13 protein-coding genes, 4 pseudogenes and 2 other annotated features are annotated in these 15,959 nt (G+C 33.6%); all 17 genes and pseudogenes read left to right on the top strand.

The window, feature by feature from the left end; genetic code table 11:
• The first annotated feature begins 105 nt into the window (after positions 1–105).
• The 17 genes and pseudogenes from JCM7501_RS05540 to JCM7501_RS05625 all read left to right on the top strand — a co-directional run bounded on the left by JCM7501_RS05540 (position 106) and on the right by JCM7501_RS05625 (position 15,586).
• Positions 106–482, top strand: a pseudogene (locus JCM7501_RS05540) (RidA family protein).
• A gap of 260 nt (positions 483–742) precedes the next feature.
• The gene (locus JCM7501_RS05545) at positions 743–1,930 is read left to right on the top strand and encodes an HlyD family efflux transporter periplasmic adaptor subunit (protein ID WP_028992305.1); all 1,188 of its coding nucleotides are present in this window, start codon (positions 743–745) and stop codon (positions 1,928–1,930) included.
• A gap of 7 nt (positions 1,931–1,937) precedes the next feature.
• Complete coding sequence (locus tag JCM7501_RS05550; protein ID WP_173571578.1) at positions 1,938–2,642, top strand: YggS family pyridoxal phosphate-dependent enzyme; 705 nt, start codon at positions 1,938–1,940, stop codon at positions 2,640–2,642.
• 3 nt (positions 2,643–2,645) lie between these two features.
• Positions 2,646–3,058: pseudogene (locus tag JCM7501_RS05555) on the top strand (cell division protein SepF).
• 16 nt (positions 3,059–3,074) lie between these two features.
• Positions 3,075–3,377, top strand: a complete 303-nt coding sequence (locus JCM7501_RS05560) for a YggT family protein (protein ID WP_028992306.1) — start codon at positions 3,075–3,077, stop codon at positions 3,375–3,377.
• Entirely contained in the window at positions 3,374–4,120 is a 747-nt protein-coding gene (locus JCM7501_RS05565; protein WP_028992307.1) for a YlmH family RNA-binding protein, read from the top strand. The genes JCM7501_RS05560 and JCM7501_RS05565 overlap by 4 nt, the downstream gene beginning before the upstream one ends.
• Before the next feature lie 28 nt (positions 4,121–4,148).
• Positions 4,149–4,634: a DivIVA domain-containing protein gene (locus tag JCM7501_RS05570; RefSeq protein WP_012995433.1), complete on the top strand. Its 486-nt coding sequence runs from the start codon at positions 4,149–4,151 to the stop codon at positions 4,632–4,634.
• A complete protein-coding gene (locus JCM7501_RS05575) occupies positions 4,624–4,869 on the top strand; it encodes a TM1266 family iron-only hydrogenase system putative regulator (RefSeq protein ID WP_013150447.1) in 246 nt (81 codons plus the stop codon). The genes JCM7501_RS05570 and JCM7501_RS05575 overlap by 11 nt, the downstream gene beginning before the upstream one ends.
• 134 nt (positions 4,870–5,003) lie before the next feature.
• Positions 5,004–5,223: a binding site (T-box leader), on the top strand.
• A 47-nt stretch (positions 5,224–5,270) separates the two neighbouring features.
• Positions 5,271–8,067, top strand: a pseudogene (gene ileS / locus JCM7501_RS05580) (isoleucine--tRNA ligase).
• A 46-nt stretch (positions 8,068–8,113) separates the two neighbouring features.
• Positions 8,114–9,409 (top strand): amidohydrolase, encoded by a 1,296-nt coding sequence (locus tag JCM7501_RS05585; RefSeq protein WP_028992309.1) that lies wholly within the window; start codon positions 8,114–8,116, stop codon positions 9,407–9,409.
• Between the two features lie 132 nt (positions 9,410–9,541).
• The gene (locus JCM7501_RS05590; protein WP_028992310.1) at positions 9,542–10,927 is read left to right on the top strand and encodes a hypothetical protein; all 1,386 of its coding nucleotides are present in this window, start codon (positions 9,542–9,544) and stop codon (positions 10,925–10,927) included.
• A gap of 4 nt (positions 10,928–10,931) precedes the next feature.
• The gene (locus tag JCM7501_RS05595; RefSeq protein ID WP_013150443.1) at positions 10,932–11,213 is read left to right on the top strand and encodes an EscU/YscU/HrcU family type III secretion system export apparatus switch protein; all 282 of its coding nucleotides are present in this window, start codon (positions 10,932–10,934) and stop codon (positions 11,211–11,213) included.
• 141 nt (positions 11,214–11,354) lie between these two features.
• The gene (locus JCM7501_RS05600) at positions 11,355–12,002 is read left to right on the top strand and encodes an L-fuculose-phosphate aldolase (protein WP_028992311.1); all 648 of its coding nucleotides are present in this window, start codon (positions 11,355–11,357) and stop codon (positions 12,000–12,002) included.
• 204 nt (positions 12,003–12,206) lie between these two features.
• Positions 12,207–13,236: pseudogene (gene mtnA / locus JCM7501_RS05610) on the top strand (S-methyl-5-thioribose-1-phosphate isomerase).
• A 71-nt stretch (positions 13,237–13,307) separates the two neighbouring features.
• Positions 13,308–14,078, top strand: a complete 771-nt coding sequence (locus tag JCM7501_RS05615) for an S-methyl-5'-thioinosine phosphorylase (RefSeq protein WP_028992313.1) — start codon at positions 13,308–13,310, stop codon at positions 14,076–14,078.
• An 11-nt stretch (positions 14,079–14,089) separates the two neighbouring features.
• Positions 14,090–15,280, top strand: coding sequence for a trans-sulfuration enzyme family protein (locus tag JCM7501_RS05620; protein ID WP_028992314.1), 1,191 nt, complete (start codon positions 14,090–14,092; stop codon positions 15,278–15,280).
• Between the two features lie 12 nt (positions 15,281–15,292).
• Positions 15,293–15,586, top strand: coding sequence for a thiamine-binding protein (locus tag JCM7501_RS05625; protein ID WP_012995423.1), 294 nt, complete (start codon positions 15,293–15,295; stop codon positions 15,584–15,586).
• 40 nt (positions 15,587–15,626) lie between these two features.
• Positions 15,627–15,924, top strand: a binding site (T-box leader).
• Positions 15,925–15,959: the final 35 nt, after the last annotated feature.

Below are 15,959 nucleotides of genomic sequence, written 5' to 3' on the forward strand. Positions count from 1 at the left end.
TTCATACAAAAATTTTATATTCATTAAAATATTGAAAAACTGCGAATATTAATGATATAATATTTAAGCACCCGACTGATACTTTTATTGAAAGGATGAAAATAAATGAAAACTATAATAAACACTGAAACTGCGCCAAAGGCTATTGGACCATATTCGCAAGCTATCATGATAAACGGCTTTTTGTACACATCAGGCAAATAGCAATTGATCCTGCTACAGGAGAACTTGTAGAAGGAGGTATTGAAGCGCAAACTGAAAGGGTTTTAGAGAACATAAAAGCGATTTTAAAAGCTGCGGGGATGGACTTTAACAATGTCATAAAGACTACTGTATTTGTCACTAACATTCGGGATTTTGCTAAAATTAACGAAATTTATGGGAGATATTTTAAAGACAAGCCACCTGCCCGTTCTTTAGTTGAAGTAAAAAATCTTCCTAAAGGCGCTCTTATAGAAATAGAAGTTGTAGCACATAAATAAAATGTTCTCTTTTTTAAAAGCTATTATAACAATTATAATCTGCTGAAATAGAAAATTTTGGGATACATATTTACTTATAACCATTACTGTTAAGACGTTTTGCTGCGAGATTAGAAGTGATAGAATTAATAAAGGGATGGTAATTCACCATCTCCTTTTTTCTCTATAAAAATATTAGAAACTGTGATAAAATGAATATATACGTAAAGTTTTAGAAGGAAAATCGGCATTTATATAGAATATATTGATAGGTGAGAGATGTGAAAAGATTAGCTAGAATTGTAGTTATATTATTGGTGATGGTTTACATAAGTAAAGTGGGGATAACGACTTTTGCAAACAAAAATAAAACTACAGTCGTGAGGTATGGGACTATTTTAATAGACTTTAATACAAAAGGATATGTTATAAAGAATGAAATGGTGATAAATGCTCCTTTTGACGGTAAAATAAAAAAACTTATACAAAGTGGAGAAAAAGTTCCTAAAGGCACTCCTATTGTAGAGGTTTATTCTACCGATTTTGATGAGGAAAAATTTCATCAATTAGAAGAGATAGACAGAGAATTAAAAAATCAGGATACTAGTATACCTTTTTATTTAGATATTCAAAAATTAGACAACATGATAAAAAAAGAAGAGCAAGATTATCAAAATGCGATACAGCAGAATAGCCCTAATGCAGATAAAATACAAAAAAGGATTGAAGACTTAAAAGCCAAAAAAGAACAAATTTTAAGTAAAGGACCAATAACACTTCAAAAAATTGAAAACTTAAAAGAACAAAAGGAGTATTTAGAAAGGTATATAGAGAAAAATGCGATTACTATAAACTCACCAGAGTCAGGAATAGTAAGTTACTATTTTGATGGCAGTGAAAGTATTCTAAATGAAAGAAATATGTTCAATTTAAATCCGACACAACTTGAAAATTTAAACTTTCAATCCAAAGAGATTAGTACAGAAGTAAAAGGAGATTACCCTTTTGTAAAAATAGTAGATAATTTGGAGTGGCATTTAGCGTTGGTTTTAAATGAAAAACAACAGGGCTTGTTAAAAGAAGATAGTAATGTAAAAATTTTGATTGATGATTATGATGGTGAATTGCGGGGAAAAGTTATAAAAACCTACAAAGGTGACGATAAATTGTATATAGGAATAATTGAGATGATAGATGAATATCCTAACTTTTATAAAACTTCTAAAATAAATATTGAAGTTAAAGTTAAAGAGTACAATGGACTTAAAATACCTCTTTCTTCTATTGTGAAAAAAGAAGGAAAAGAAGGAGTTTTTGTAATAAAAAATGGCAGAGTTCCTATTTTTAAAGAGGTAGTAATAAAAGCAACAGATGGCAAATATGCGATTGTAGAAAGCGCTGATAAAACGTCTGGATTAAAAGTGTATGACGAAGTAGCGGTAAATGGAGAAGATTACTTGAGCAAATAAAGGGGGGATAAATACGTCTATATGTGAAAATATAAGAAAAATAAAGGAAAACATAAAAGAGCATGCGTTAAAGGTAAACAGAAATCCAGAGGAAATATTAATTGTGGCAGCTACTAAAACTTTCGGTGTAGAAACTATAAAAGAGGCTATTGCTTGTGGTATAACTGACATAGGTGAGAATAAGGTCCAAGAGTTAAATGAAAAATATCCTTATTTAAAAGAGGAGGTAAACTTTCACTTTATAGGACATTTACAGAGAAACAAAGTGAAATACATTATTGACAAAGTAAAGTTGATACATTCTTTAGATAGTATTAAATTGGCAGAAGAAATAGACAAAAGGGCTAAACAAAAGAATCTAATAATAGATTGTTTAGTGGAAATCAATATTGGTGGAGAGGAAAGTAAATACGGGATTTCTCCTGAAGGAATGCATAATTTTGTTAAAGAAATAGAAAAATATGATAATATAAGAATTAGAGGGCTTATGACAATAGCTCCTTACCTTCCACCGGAAGAGGTAAGGCCCTATTTTAGAAAGATGAAAGAATTATTTGAAGAGCTAAAAGAAATTAAGCAGCATAATGTAGAAGTAGAATTTTTGTCAATGGGTATGTCCAATGACTATTGGGTAGCAGTTGAAGAAGGGGCGAATATTGTTAGAATTGGCACTTCTATTTTTGGGCAAAGACAATATAATGTGGAGGGGTAGTTTATGTCTTCAAAAGTGATTGATAAATTAATGAGTTTCTTTGGTATTGATGAGCCAGAAGAAGAGAAAGAAGAAGTAGAATCTTTACAACCTGTCATACCTTACGATAGGAAACCTAAAATTGTCAATATTCATACACAGCCCCAAGTAAAAGTTTTAATTTTAAAGCCTGAAAAGTTTGAACAAGTAATGAATATATGCAATGAATTAAAAAATAAAAAACCGGTGATTGTAGATTTACAAAAGATGGATAAAAATGAAGCTCAAAGAGTAGTGGATTTTTTAAGCGGTGCAGCTTATGCTCTTAATGGAGAGATAAAGAAGATATCTGCTATATATTTTTAGTTGCGCCTGAGAATTTTGATATTACAGGGGATATAAAAGATGAAGTAAATTCTTTATACAATTTAAATTGATGAGGAGGAAATGATTTTGCCTGTAAATTTTGCAGTTTTGACAACATTAGATTACTTTTTTGAAGTTATAAATTGGCTTATATTGATAAGGGTTATTTTATCTTTGCTACGAATGGAGAATATGTCAAATCCACTTTCTCGCTTTGTAATCACAACGACAGAACCAATACTTTCACCTTTTAGGGCATTACAATTTAGGTCTTCTATTGGAAGGAATTTAATGATAGATTTTTCGCCAGTTTTGGCAATTTTAGTGATTCAGTATTTAGTTCGCCCATTAGTTTTTAGATTAACATTATTTTTACTGAGGTATATATGATGGACAAGGAATTTACTGCATCCAGATTTGAAGACATAATTAAAAGTGTTCTAAAATCTAAAAGAGTAAAATATACAGACTTTTTAAGTCCATCTGAACAAAAAATTTTTGAAAAAACTATATTAAAATATCGACAGCAAGATATAAACTATAATCTTGAGGGAGGATATCCTTTTGCAGAAAGAAAGATAGCAATTATTTACTTCGATTTTTTACAGCCAGAAGATACCCCTATTTGCGCTGTAAGAATTGAAGGCAATTTTTCTAACCTATCTCATAGAGATGTGTTGGGTGCACTTTTAGGGTTGGGGATAAGAAGACAAAAAATAGGTGATATAATTGTAAAAGAGGATAAATGTGACATATTGTTGCACAAAGATGTGGAAAGTTATGTACTTATGAATTTTTTCAAAGTCGGAAAAGAAAAGGTGAGGGTTAGTTCAATTGACTTGAAAGATGTGATGGAACCTGAAATAAGGTACAAGGACATTTTTTCTACTGTAGCCTCACTAAGGGTTGACAGTGTAGCAGCTGCAGGTTTTGGTATATCAAGAACGAAAGCTTCACAACTTATAAAGTCCGGTCTTCTTCAAATAAATTGGGAGTATACAGATGACCCTTCTTCGGAAGTAAAAGAGGGAGATGTAATTTCTTTACGTGGTTTTGGAAGAATTAGATTGGAAGAAGTGAGAGGTAATACAAAAAAAGGTCGCGTTTCCGTACATATTCTGAGGTTTATATAGTGTTACAAAAGAAAAGGAGGTAGTAATTATGCTGACGCCTATGGACATACATAATAAAGAATTTAGGCGTTCTTTTAGGGGTTATAATGAAGAGGAAGTGGACGAGTTTTTGGATAAAATTATGGAAGACTATGAGATGTTGTACAAAGAAAATGCAGAGTTAAAAGATAGAATTAATATAATGAATGAAAAGCTTCAAAGCTACATAAATATGGAGAACACTTTGAACAATACTTTGATTGTTGCTCAAAATACTGCAGAGGAGTTGAAGAGAAATGCGGAAAAAGAAGCACAGCTTATAATACAAAATGCTCAGCAAAATGCAGAAAAAATATTGGAGAAGGCAAATCAAGAAGTTGTGAGAATAAGAACTGAGCTAGAAAGATATCGCAAGCAATTAAATGTTTTTAAAGCGAAATTTAAATCTCTTTTAGAAGCTCAATTGGAATCAATACTTTCAATAGATGAGAAGGAATTGATTCCAGATGAGGATGAGGAGAAGGATGCAGAGTAGATTAGGGGTAGTGGGGATATTAATTCAAGATAGAAAAAATGTAGCAGACAGGGTAAATCATATTTTAAGTGAGTATGGCTACATTATTGTAGGGAGAATGGGCATACCCTATAAAGATAGAGGAGTGTCTGTTATTGCTTTAATTGTCGATGGTACTACTGATGATATAGGAGCTATGACAGGCAAGCTTGGAAGCCTTCCTGGCGTAAAAGTTAAATCTGCTCTTACCGCTTGAGTCTATATACTCCTAGGTCGTGTAAAATTTTAGTAGGTAAGGCTAAGTAGTTGACATTTTGCTTGAGCTTTTCCGGGACATATGTACTATTGACGAAACACTTATGGTATTATATAATTGTGTAAAAAATATTGTTAAAAGCTGTGATGAGGACGAGTAAGTAGAAGCGACTTCCAGAGAGTTGGCGGTAGGTGCGAGCCAATAAGTCTGTTTCTACTGAAAATCACCTCGGAGCTGCAGGCTGAAATAGGAGTAAGCTGTGCCGGGTTTCCCGTTATCTTAAATGAGAGATTAAGGCAAAGTTTTTCTTTGTCTTAATAAGTAGGGTGGTACCGCGAACTTCTCGTCCTGACGAGAAGTTTTTTAGTTTGAAAGATAATATTTAAAAGGAGGTAATGTCGGTGGATTACAACAGGACACTTAATTTGCCGAGGACAGATTTTCCTATGAAGGCTAATTTGCCAACACGAGAGCCAGAGATATTAAAAAAATGGGAAGAAATGGATATTTATCATAAAACATTGGAAAAAAATAAAGGTAAGGAAAAATATATTTTACACGATGGGCCACCTTATGCTAATGGAGATATACACATTGGGACTGCATGAATAAAGTGTTAAAAGACATTATAGTGAAATACAAAACGATGAGAGGCTATTACGCTCCTTATGTACCAGGATGGGACACACACGGTCTTCCTATTGAACAACAAGCTATAAAGACTTTGGGTATTAAAAGGCATGAAGTAAGTCCTACAGAATTTAGAAAAGTGTGTAGGGATTTTGCCTTTTCACAGATTGAAAAACAAAAAGCTCAATTCAAAAGATTGGGAGTAAGGGGAGATTGGGATAATCCTTATCTTACTTTGAACCCTGAATATGAAGCTAATCAGATAGAAGTATTTGGGGAAATGGCTAAGAAAGGTTATATCTATAAAGGGCTAAAGCCTGTGTATTGGTGTCCCAGCTGTGAGACTGCTTTGGCAGAAGCGGAAATTGAATATTTTGATGAGACGTCTGATTCTATATATGTAAAATTTAGAGTTAAAGATGATTTAGGAAAATTTAAAGGAATTGTTGATGACTTAAATAATGTTTATTTTGTAATATGGACTACAACTACTTGGACTATTCCTGCCAATCTTGCTATTGCTTTAAATCCAGAGTTTGATTATGCGCTTGCAAAGTTTGGAGACGAAGTATATATAATGGCAAAAGATATGTTAGATACTGTTAAAAAGGAAGCTCACTTGGGAGATTATGAGATAGTTGCTTTATTTAAAGGAAAAGATTTAGAGGGCATGAAGGCTATCCATCCTTTATATGACAGAGATTCTTTAATAATCTTGGGTGAGCATGTGACTTTAGAAGCGGGTACTGGCTGTGTTCACACTGCTCCCGGCCATGGGGAAGAAGACTTTTTAGTTGGGCAAGAGTATGGTCTTGAGGTTTTAAATCCAATAGATGACAAAGGATATTTTACAGATAAAGCGCCAGGATATGCTGGTCTGTATTATGAAGAGGCTAACAAGGTTATAAAAGAAGACTTGAAAAAAGCTAATGCATTGGTAGCAGAAAGCCATATTACTCACTCATATCCTCATTGCTGGAGATGTAAAGTCCAATAATATTTAGAGCAACAGAACAATGGTTTGCTTCTGTAGAAGGATTCAGAAAAGAAGCACTAAAATCTATTAAAGAAGTGAATTGGTATCCTTCTTGGGGCGAAGAGCGCATAACTAACATGGTAAAGGATAGACGAGACTGGTGTATTTCAAGGCAAAGGGTGTGGGGGGTGCCAATTCCTATATTCTACTGTGAAAACTGTGGAAAACCTCTTATAAATGATGATACAATAAATGCAGTTAAAGAGATCTTCAGGCAAAAGGGTTCAGATGCATGGTTTGAAATGTCAGCTGAGGAGATATTACCAAAAGGGATTACTTGTGAATGCGGTTCTATAAGGTTTAGAAAAGAGACAGATATAATGGATGTGTGGTTTGATTCAGGTTCCAGCCATGCAGCTGTGCTGCAAACTCATCCTGACCTAAAGTGGCCTGCAGAGCTTTATTTAGAAGGTTCAGACCAACACAGAGGATGGTTCCAGTCTTCCCTCTTGACATCTGTGGCAACGCGTGGAAAAGCACCCTACAAAAACGTATTGACCCATGGGTTTGTCGTAGATGGTGAAGGAAGAAAAATGTCAAAGTCTTTAGGAAATGGTATTGACCCGGCTGATGTTATAAAAGAATATGGAGCAGATATTTTAAGGCTTTGGACTGTTTCTGCTGATTTTACTTCAGATATGAGGATTTCAAAAGAAATTTTAAAACAGATGACAGAAGCTTACAGAAAAATACGTAATACCAGCAAGTTTTTGTTAAGCAATCTTTATGACTTTGACCCTGATAAGGATATGCTCCCTTACGAAGAACTCTTAGAAATAGATAAATGGGCTTTATACAGGCTTAACAGAGTAGTTGAAGAGCTTACGGAGGCTTTTGATAAATATGAATATTACGATTTTCTCCATCTGGTTCATACATTCTGTGTAGTAGATATGAGTAGCCTCTACTTGGACATTTTAAAAGACAGATTGTACACTTATCCTGCTGCTTCTAAAGAGAGAAGAGCGGCTCAAACGACACTTTACATTATTTTAGACACTCTTGTAAGGTTGATAGCACCAGTGCTTACATTTACTTCAGAAGAAATATGGTCATATATGAAGCACGACAGTCAAAATAATTTTGAAAGTGTTCAGTTAGCTGATTGGCCAGAGGTCCAAGAAAAATACAATAATCCTTATATAATAGAAAAGTGGGAAAAGCTTTTTGACATAAGAAAAGATATTTCTAAAGCTCTTGAAATAGCGAGAAGTGACAAAAAGATAGGTCATTCTTTAGAAGCACAAGTGGATATATATCCATCTCAAGAACTTTATGAATTCTTTAAAAGATTTAATGACCTCGAATATGTGTTCATAGTTTCAAAAGTGGTACTTCATCAACCAGAAGAAACTGTTCCTCAAGATGCTTATAAAAGCGAGGATTATGATTTAAAAATTACAGTAACCCATGCACCAGGTGAAAAATGCGAACGCTGCTGGATGTACAGTGATACAGTAGGAACTATAAAAGAACACCCAACCATTTGCGCAAGATGTGCTTCACATATTGAACACCAACCACAAGTTTAAAAAGGGGATTTTTCCCCTTTTTAAATATATTGTTAGGAGGTGTATTATGAATTTACTTATTAAAAACATAGCTTTGCTACCTATGGAAGGAGAACAAACTATTATAGAAAGTACTAACATTTATATTAAAGGAGACACAATAACTTACATAGGAGAAATCAATCCGGATATGAAAGTTGACAGGGTTATAGATGGTACAAAAAAAATCGCAATGCCAGGTCTTATAAATGCTCATACTCATTTGGGAATGTCTTTGCTTAGAAATTATGCTGATGATGTACCCTTATTTGATTGGCTAAATAAACATATCTGGCCCGTTGAATCTAGGCTTTCAGCAGAAGATATTTATTGGGGATCTTTGTTGAGTATGATAGAGATGATTTATTCTGGCTCTACTACTTTTTGTGATATGTATTTTTTTATGGAAGAAGTAGCTAAGGCAACAGAAGAAGTAGGAATAAGAGGAGTGTTGACAAGGGGTATTATAGAAGAGAGTGATGCTAAAGCAAATAAAGAAAAGTTAAGAGATACGAGAGAACTTTATAATACCTGGCATAACAAAGCAAAAGGAAGAATCAAAGTAATGGTGGGCCCACATGCACCTTATACTTGTAGCCCATCCTATTTGAAAGAAATAGTAGAATTAGCTAAGGAGTTAAATACAGGAGTTAATATTCATGTGGCAGAAACAAGTCAAGAAGTAAAAGAGAGTTTCCAAAGGTATGGAAAATCTCCTGTGAAGCATTTAAAAGATATAGGAGTATTTGACGTTCCAACTGTAGCGGCTCATTGCGTTCATGTAAGCGATGAAGACATTGAAATATTAAAGGAAATGAAGGTATCACCAGTTTACAATCCTACCAGTAATGCCAAGTTAGCCAGCGGTTTTGCTCCTGTGAATCAAATGCTAAAAAAGGGAATAAACGTAGCTTTGGGAACAGATGGTCCAGCCAGTAACAATAACCTAAACATGTTTGAAGAGATTCATTTTGCTGCGACCATCAATAAAGCTTTAAATTGCGACGCACTTGCTGTACCGGCTTTAGAAGCTTTAAAAATGGCGACTATAAATGGAGCTAAGGCTTTATTGTGGGATAAAGAGATAGGTTCCATCAAAGTAGGAAAAAAAGCGGATATAGTGATTATTGACATTGACAAACCCCATTTTTATCCACACAACAGTTTAATTTCTGCTTTAGCTTATACTGCTCAAGCATCAGATGTGGATACAGTAATAATAAATGGTAAAATAATAATGGAAAATAGGGAAATAAAAACCGTAGATGTGGAAAGAGTAATTTATAATGTAGAGAAAAGGGCAAAAGATTTGATACGAAGATAATTGATGCTTTTATCTACTGCGTAATCTTACAGACTAAAAATTTACGAGAATTTTTTGTAAGCTTAGGACAGTCCGCTTTTTGAACGCTGCGACAGGGATCATTTCTTTTTTAGAAAATTTTGGGTGAGGAAGATGACTGGAATTGATAATAATTTTATAGTGTTTTACCAAAAACAAAATCCTGTAACAGAGATACTTGATTTAACAAATAGTACAGAGGATGTCATTTGTGAAATTGTAAAAATAGATGGGAAGAATTTGATGCTTAAAATGGGTTCTAAAATAATTTTTGCAACAAACAATTCTTCTTTTTCTTTTAAACAGGGCGACAAGGTTTTGCTAACTCAACCTAAATATCAAGATGGTAAAATAATTTTTAAAGTTGCCCATTTTTTTCTAAATAAAAATGCTGTTATAACAAACTTCAATACAAGAGATATTCTCCTTGACAAAAATCCCGTTAAATTATTATTATCGAAAACTAGAAGCAACAATCTAAACCTATCAACTAATATAGTTGAAGCAGAAAAGGAACAGTATGTGACTTTTATAGAAGCAAAAAAAATTCCGCAACCTCTTTTGAAATTTGTAAAAGGAGTAGGAGCTTTTATAGGGACATTAGAAACAGACTGGGAAACTTTTCTTATAAAGGTTGGAGATACCTTTTTTGAAATAGATGGTGAGCTACTAGATTTGCCGCAAAAAGGAGAATTTGCAAGTAAGGACATCATGAGTCTCAAAAGCAATGATTTTTTGTTTATTTTCAACCAAGAAAAAGGACTTTTCATAATTCCCAAAGAGAGGATATTAAAGGAGGATTTCAACAGTTTCATATTAAATATCCTTTCGAACACCTCAATCCGACCAAAGGATGAAGAAGACGTTTTAGCAATTTTGAGCTTAATTCTTGCCAAAAAGCCTCTTACAAAAGAAGAGTTCTTCAAAGAAAAGGTACAGATTCATAAATTTATAGAAAAGCTGGCTGATTTTTATAAAGAAGAATTACAACCAACCAAAGAAGATGTATTTCTTTTATTTAAGGTTTTGCAGCAGAATAGAGTAACTAAGTCCAAAATTGCTCAGATATTAGATACTGTGAGGTTTAATGATAAGAGTCATATAAAATTTGACTTTGGTAGCTTTTATTTGAATATATTTAATCTCAAATTAGATGTAAATAATAACTCTTTTGAAATTCAATTTTTTGTGAATAGAAAAAAAGAATTAGATTTTAAAGCAAATTCAGTCATGATTAGACTTAACACTCAAAACTTAGGATGTATAGGTGTTTATGTAAAAAGAGTTTATTCAAACAAGTTCGAAGCTATTTTTATTTCAGATAGACTCTCTACACTGAAATTGGTAAACGACAAAGAAAAAATTTTAGTTGAGTCTTTAAAGGCTAAAGGGTATAGTTTAGAGCTTGATTACAGAATGGAAAAAACTTCGACGCGCAGTGCAATCATGAATTTTTTAATTCTTGAAACGGGACTTCAAAAGATTGATATAAGGGTGTGAAATAATGGGTGGTAAGAGACGAAAAAAAGCAGTAGCTCTCAAATATGACGTTCAAGATATTGCACCAAAGGTAATTGCAAAAGGACAAGGGTTTATAGCTGATAAAATTCTTGAAAAAGCGCAGCAACAAAAGCTTCCCATTTATAAAGATGAAGAAGTTGTAGAAAAATTGTATAATTTAGAAATACAACAATATATTCCAGAGGATTTATATAACATTGTAGCAGAAATTTTGATTTTTATTGGTTACTTAGATAAAATAGCCAAAAATGAAACGAATGGGTAATGAAGAATCAAAAGCGATCGATTTGAGAAATTGTCTAAAATAACAAACTTGACAGTTTATTTGCAATATTATATGATTTTCTCAGAACAACTTGTCAAACAACTTATCTTACAAAATGCTTAAAAATCGAGGGTGATAACGTTGCTAATGCAATCAGAAAGGGAACAAATAGTAGAGTATGGGAAAAAACTCATAACTTCTAATCTCACTAGAGGTACAGGAGGAAACTTAAGTATTTATAATCGAGAAAAAGGTTTGATGGCTATAACACCTTCTGGAATGGATTATTTTAAAATTCGGTCAGAGGATGTCGTAGTAATGGATTTAAATGGGAAAATAGTAGAGGGCGATAAACAACCCTCTTCAGAATATGAGATGCACAAAATTTTTTATGCTAACAGGCAAGATATAAATGCAATTATACACACCCATCCAGTATATACTACTACTCTTGCATGTTTAAATTGGGAGCTTCCACCAGTTCACTATTTAGTAGCTTTAGCTGGACCAAATGTGAGATGTGCAAAATATGCGACTTTTGGTACTAAAGAATTAGCGGAAAACGCTTTTGAAGCAATGAAGGACAGAAAAGCTGTTTTATTAGCTAATCATGGATTACTAGTGGGAGCCGAAGACCTGCCAAATGCCTTTAATATAAGTGAGCAGATTGAATATGTTGCGGAGTTGTACTATAAAGCAAAGTCCATAGGAGAACCGGTAATTCTTTCTGAAGATGAGATGAAAGTGATGTTAGAAAAATTTAAAACTTATGGACAAGTTAAAAAATAATTTTAGGAAGGATAAATATAACGGAGTTAGAAAAAGTAAAAAAGTCTGTTTCTTTAAGCCAAGAAGTAAAGAAAAAAATATTAGAGTACCTACAAAAAGAAAATTTTTACCGGATAATAAATCACCTTCAGAGAGTCAACTGACAAAAATGTTTAAGATTAGTAGATATACTAGCGAAAGTAATGAGGATGATGAGGTGGAAAAATGAAAGACATTAAATCAATAGAGTTTAAAGATGAAATTTTATATTTAATTGACCAAAGGAAATTACCTAATAGTTATGAGATTTTTGAATGCAAAACTTATAGTGATGTAAATTTTTCTATAAAAGAAATGGTAGTAAGAGGAGCTCCTGCTATTGGTGCTGCAGCAGCCTATGGTGTTGTGCTGGCAGCTAAAGAATTTCTCAAAGAAGATAGAGAAATATTTTTAAAAAATGGAGGGAGCCTTAGAAGTTCTTATAAATTCAAGACCTACAGCTGTAAATCTTATGTGGGCAGTAAAAAGGATGAAGAAAGTTATAGAGAAAAACAAGGAGTTAGAACTAATAGATATATATCAAGCTTTAAAAAAGGAAGCAGATAGTATTTATTTAGAAGATATAGAGACTAATAAAAAAATGGCTAAGTTTGGCAACGAAGTAATTAAAGAAAATGCTGTTATTTTAACACACTGCAATACAGGAGCGCTTGCCACTGTAGGATATGGTACAGCCTTAGGAGTCATTAGAGAGGCTCACTATAGTGGTAAGAATATATTTGTGTACGTTGATGAGACAAGGCCTCGATTGCAGGGGAGCAAACTAACGGCTTGGGAATTGGTGCAGGAAGGGATTCCTGCAAAATTAATTGCTGATAGTGTTGCTGCTACTTTAATAAGGGATGGGAAAATAGATGTGATATTAGTAGGAGCTGATAGAATTGCTTTAAATGGAGATACTGCTAACAAGATTGGGACTTTTATGTTATCTGTAATTGCAAAAGTATATAATGTTCCCTTTTATGTAGTAGCTCCCACCAGTACAATTGATTTTGAAATTGAGAGCGGAAAAGAAATAGTAATAGAAGAAAGAAGTCCTGAGGAAATTACTCATATAAACGGTGTTAGAATTGCTCCAGAGGGGATAGAAGTATACAATCCCGCTTTTGATGTGACTCCTCATGAAAACATCACAGGCATAATAACAGAAAAAGGAATAATAAGGCCTCCTTTTAAAGAAAACATACTAAACTAAGAAGTTAAAGTGTCAATTTTTAAAATACCTGGTTGATTGTTATTTATATATGTAAAGGAGGTCCATTTTAAATGGAAAAGGCGATTATTGGTGGTACTGGAGTTTACGAAATAGGACAAAAGGTGTCAAAAAAATTGATAGAGACAAAATATGGAGAAGTGGAAATTGATGTTGTGACTATTGAGGGGGAGGAAATTGTTTTTTTGCCCCGACACGGGAAAAGTCATGCAGTGCCACCTCATCTCGTAAATTATAGGGCAAATATTATGGCATTAAAACAAATGGGAGTAAAATATGTATATGCAACAGCTGCAGTTGGTTCTTTTAATGAAAATTATGAGCCAGGGGATGTTGTAGTACTTAAAGATTTTTTAGATTTCACTAAATCGAGGCCATTGACCTTTTTTGAAGGGGAAGATGGAGTGGTAAGACATGTAGATATGAGTGACCCTTATTGTAGCAATTTAAGAGCAAAATTTTACAATGCTGCTAAAAAAGAAGGCTTACTAATAAAAGGAGATGCAGTTTATGTATGCACTGAAGGTCCACGATTTGAAACTGCACAGGAGATAAGAATGTATAAAAATTTAGGTGCCGATGTAGTAGGGATGACTAATGTTCCAGAAGTAATTTTAGCGAAAGAATTAGGAATGTGCTATGCTGCGGTGGGAATAGTTTCAAATTGGGCTACAGGAATGAAGGGCAGTATAACATTACATGAAATAAAGGATACTTTAGAATTAAGCAAAGAAAAGGTGATAAAAACATTTATAAGAGTTTTTTTAGAAGAAAAATTAGATCAAAGTCATTGTAGTTGTAATAGGGCAGTGATTGAATTATAGGAGGAGCGATTATGGAAGCGGATAAAAACTATCGGTTTGATACAAAGGCAATTCATGGGACTAGGTTTAATAGAAATCCTGAAAATGCTTTGAATCCTCCAATTTTCCAAACGACTACTTTTGTTTTTGATGACCTTGAACATGTTGAAAAGGTGATGTCTTTTGAGTCTCAAGACTATGTTTATACAAGAGGTAATAATCCTACTTTAAGATTATTTGAAAACAGATTAGCGGAGTTAGAATATGGCAAAGGGGCAGTAGCTTTTTCTTCAGGTATGGCTGCAATTTCCTCGGTTTTATTTTCTCTTTTAAAACCCAAAGATACTGTAATAGTTCATAAGACTCTGTATGGTTCAAGTTATAACGTGGTGACAAATATATTGATTAAATATGGAATAAATTATAAAATAGTGGACCTTACAGATATAAGCGAATTAGAAAAAAGTATAGATGACTCCACAAAAGTTGTGTATTTTGAGACTCCTTCTAATCCGAACCTGTCAATTATAGATATTGAAGAGGTTGCAAGGGTGTGCCATAAAAAAGGTATTAAAATTGTTGTTGATAATACTTTTGCTACCCCCTATTTTCAAAATCCTCTTCTTTTAGGAGCCGATGTAGTTGTTCATAGTGCTACTAAATATATAGGGGGTCACGGTGATGCACTTGGAGGAGTTGCAGTTTCCCAAGATGAAAAGTATATACATTACTTAAAATTTGATTATATGTGTGAATTTGGTGGGGTAATGAGCCCTTTCAATGCTTGGCTGATGTTGAGAGGTATAAAGACTTTAGGCATAAGAATGAGACAACATGAAAAAAATGCAATAGAAGTAGCAAATTTTTTACATTCGCATCCTAAAGTAAAAAACGTTATGTATCCTGGTCTTAAAAGTTTTAAAGGTTATGAAATAGCGAAAAAGCAAATGAGAGGATTCGGTGCGATGATAAGTTTTGAAATAGAAGGTGGTCTTAAAGAAATAGATAAATTTGTAAATAATTTAAGACTTTGTCAGTTGGCGGTGAGTTTAGGTGATACAGAAACTTTGATTGAGGTGCCTGCTTTGATGACACACAGGGGATATCCAAAAGAAAAGCTTGAGGAATTTGGATTCTCCCAAAATCTTGTGAGAATTTCAGTGGGCCTTGAAAATTATGAAGATATAATAGAAGATTTGGAAGAAGCTTTGAAAAAAGTTTAAAGAGGTGAGAAAATGCCTATTGTAAATGTTAGTTTACAGGTACTTCCTTTAGTGCCTGAAGAAAAGGTGTATCAAGTTGTAGATAAAGTCATAAAATATATAAAAAGCACGGGTGTTAATTTTATGGTGGGACCAATGGAGACTACAATGGAGGGAGAGTTTGAGCACCTTTTAGAGATAGTAAAAGAAGCTCAAGAAATCTGTGTAAAAGAAGGAGCCAATAGGGTTATCTCTATTGTGAAAATTGATTACAGGTCACAAGGAGTGACGATGGAAGAAAAAATTAAAAAGTATATTGACAAATAATTTAACGCGTTATATTATTAAAATAAAAGTAAGTGCTGATTGAAAACCAATGAGCGGGAAGAGTAGATATCAGCGTTTAGTTAAAGCGAGCTCGGGATGGTGGAAGCCGAGTACTGTAGCTGATATTGAATGGGCCCGGGAGGTGAGCTGCGAACTTTTAAGTAGCAGTCTCCGGTAGTCTACCGTTAAAAAGACAGGGTATCGAGGAATCTCCGTACCCGAAAGAGTGGTCCTGTGTGAAAAAGGTGGCACGAGCGAGCATTTCGCCCTTTTGGTGAAATGCTTTTTTAGTAATACAGGACAAATTGGGTGGCACCGCGAGTCACTTCGCCCCAATGGGCGGAGTGACTTTTTTAATTTTCAGGAGGTGATA

Source organism: Thermoanaerobacter thermocopriae JCM 7501 (assembly GCF_001310975.1).
Taxonomy (GTDB): Bacteria; Bacillota; Thermoanaerobacteria; order Thermoanaerobacterales; family Thermoanaerobacteraceae; genus Thermoanaerobacter; species Thermoanaerobacter thermocopriae.

Coding starts and splice junctions, on each gene's coding strand:
- JCM7501_RS05595 (WP_013150443.1), top strand. CDS start 10,932: ATGGGTGGTAAGAGACGAAAAAAAGCAGTAGCTCTCAAATATGACGTT.
- JCM7501_RS05625 (WP_012995423.1), top strand. CDS start 15,293: ATGCCTATTGTAAATGTTAGTTTACAGGTACTTCCTTTAGTGCCTGAA.
- JCM7501_RS05575 (WP_013150447.1), top strand. CDS start 4,624: ATGCAGAGTAGATTAGGGGTAGTGGGGATATTAATTCAAGATAGAAAA.
- JCM7501_RS05615 (WP_028992313.1), top strand. CDS start 13,308: ATGGAAAAGGCGATTATTGGTGGTACTGGAGTTTACGAAATAGGACAA.
- JCM7501_RS05620 (WP_028992314.1), top strand. CDS start 14,090: ATGGAAGCGGATAAAAACTATCGGTTTGATACAAAGGCAATTCATGGG.
- JCM7501_RS05570 (WP_012995433.1), top strand. CDS start 4,149: ATGCTGACGCCTATGGACATACATAATAAAGAATTTAGGCGTTCTTTT.
- JCM7501_RS05590 (WP_028992310.1), top strand. CDS start 9,542: ATGACTGGAATTGATAATAATTTTATAGTGTTTTACCAAAAACAAAAT.
- JCM7501_RS05565 (WP_028992307.1), top strand. CDS start 3,374: ATGATGGACAAGGAATTTACTGCATCCAGATTTGAAGACATAATTAAA.
- JCM7501_RS05585 (WP_028992309.1), top strand. CDS start 8,114: ATGAATTTACTTATTAAAAACATAGCTTTGCTACCTATGGAAGGAGAA.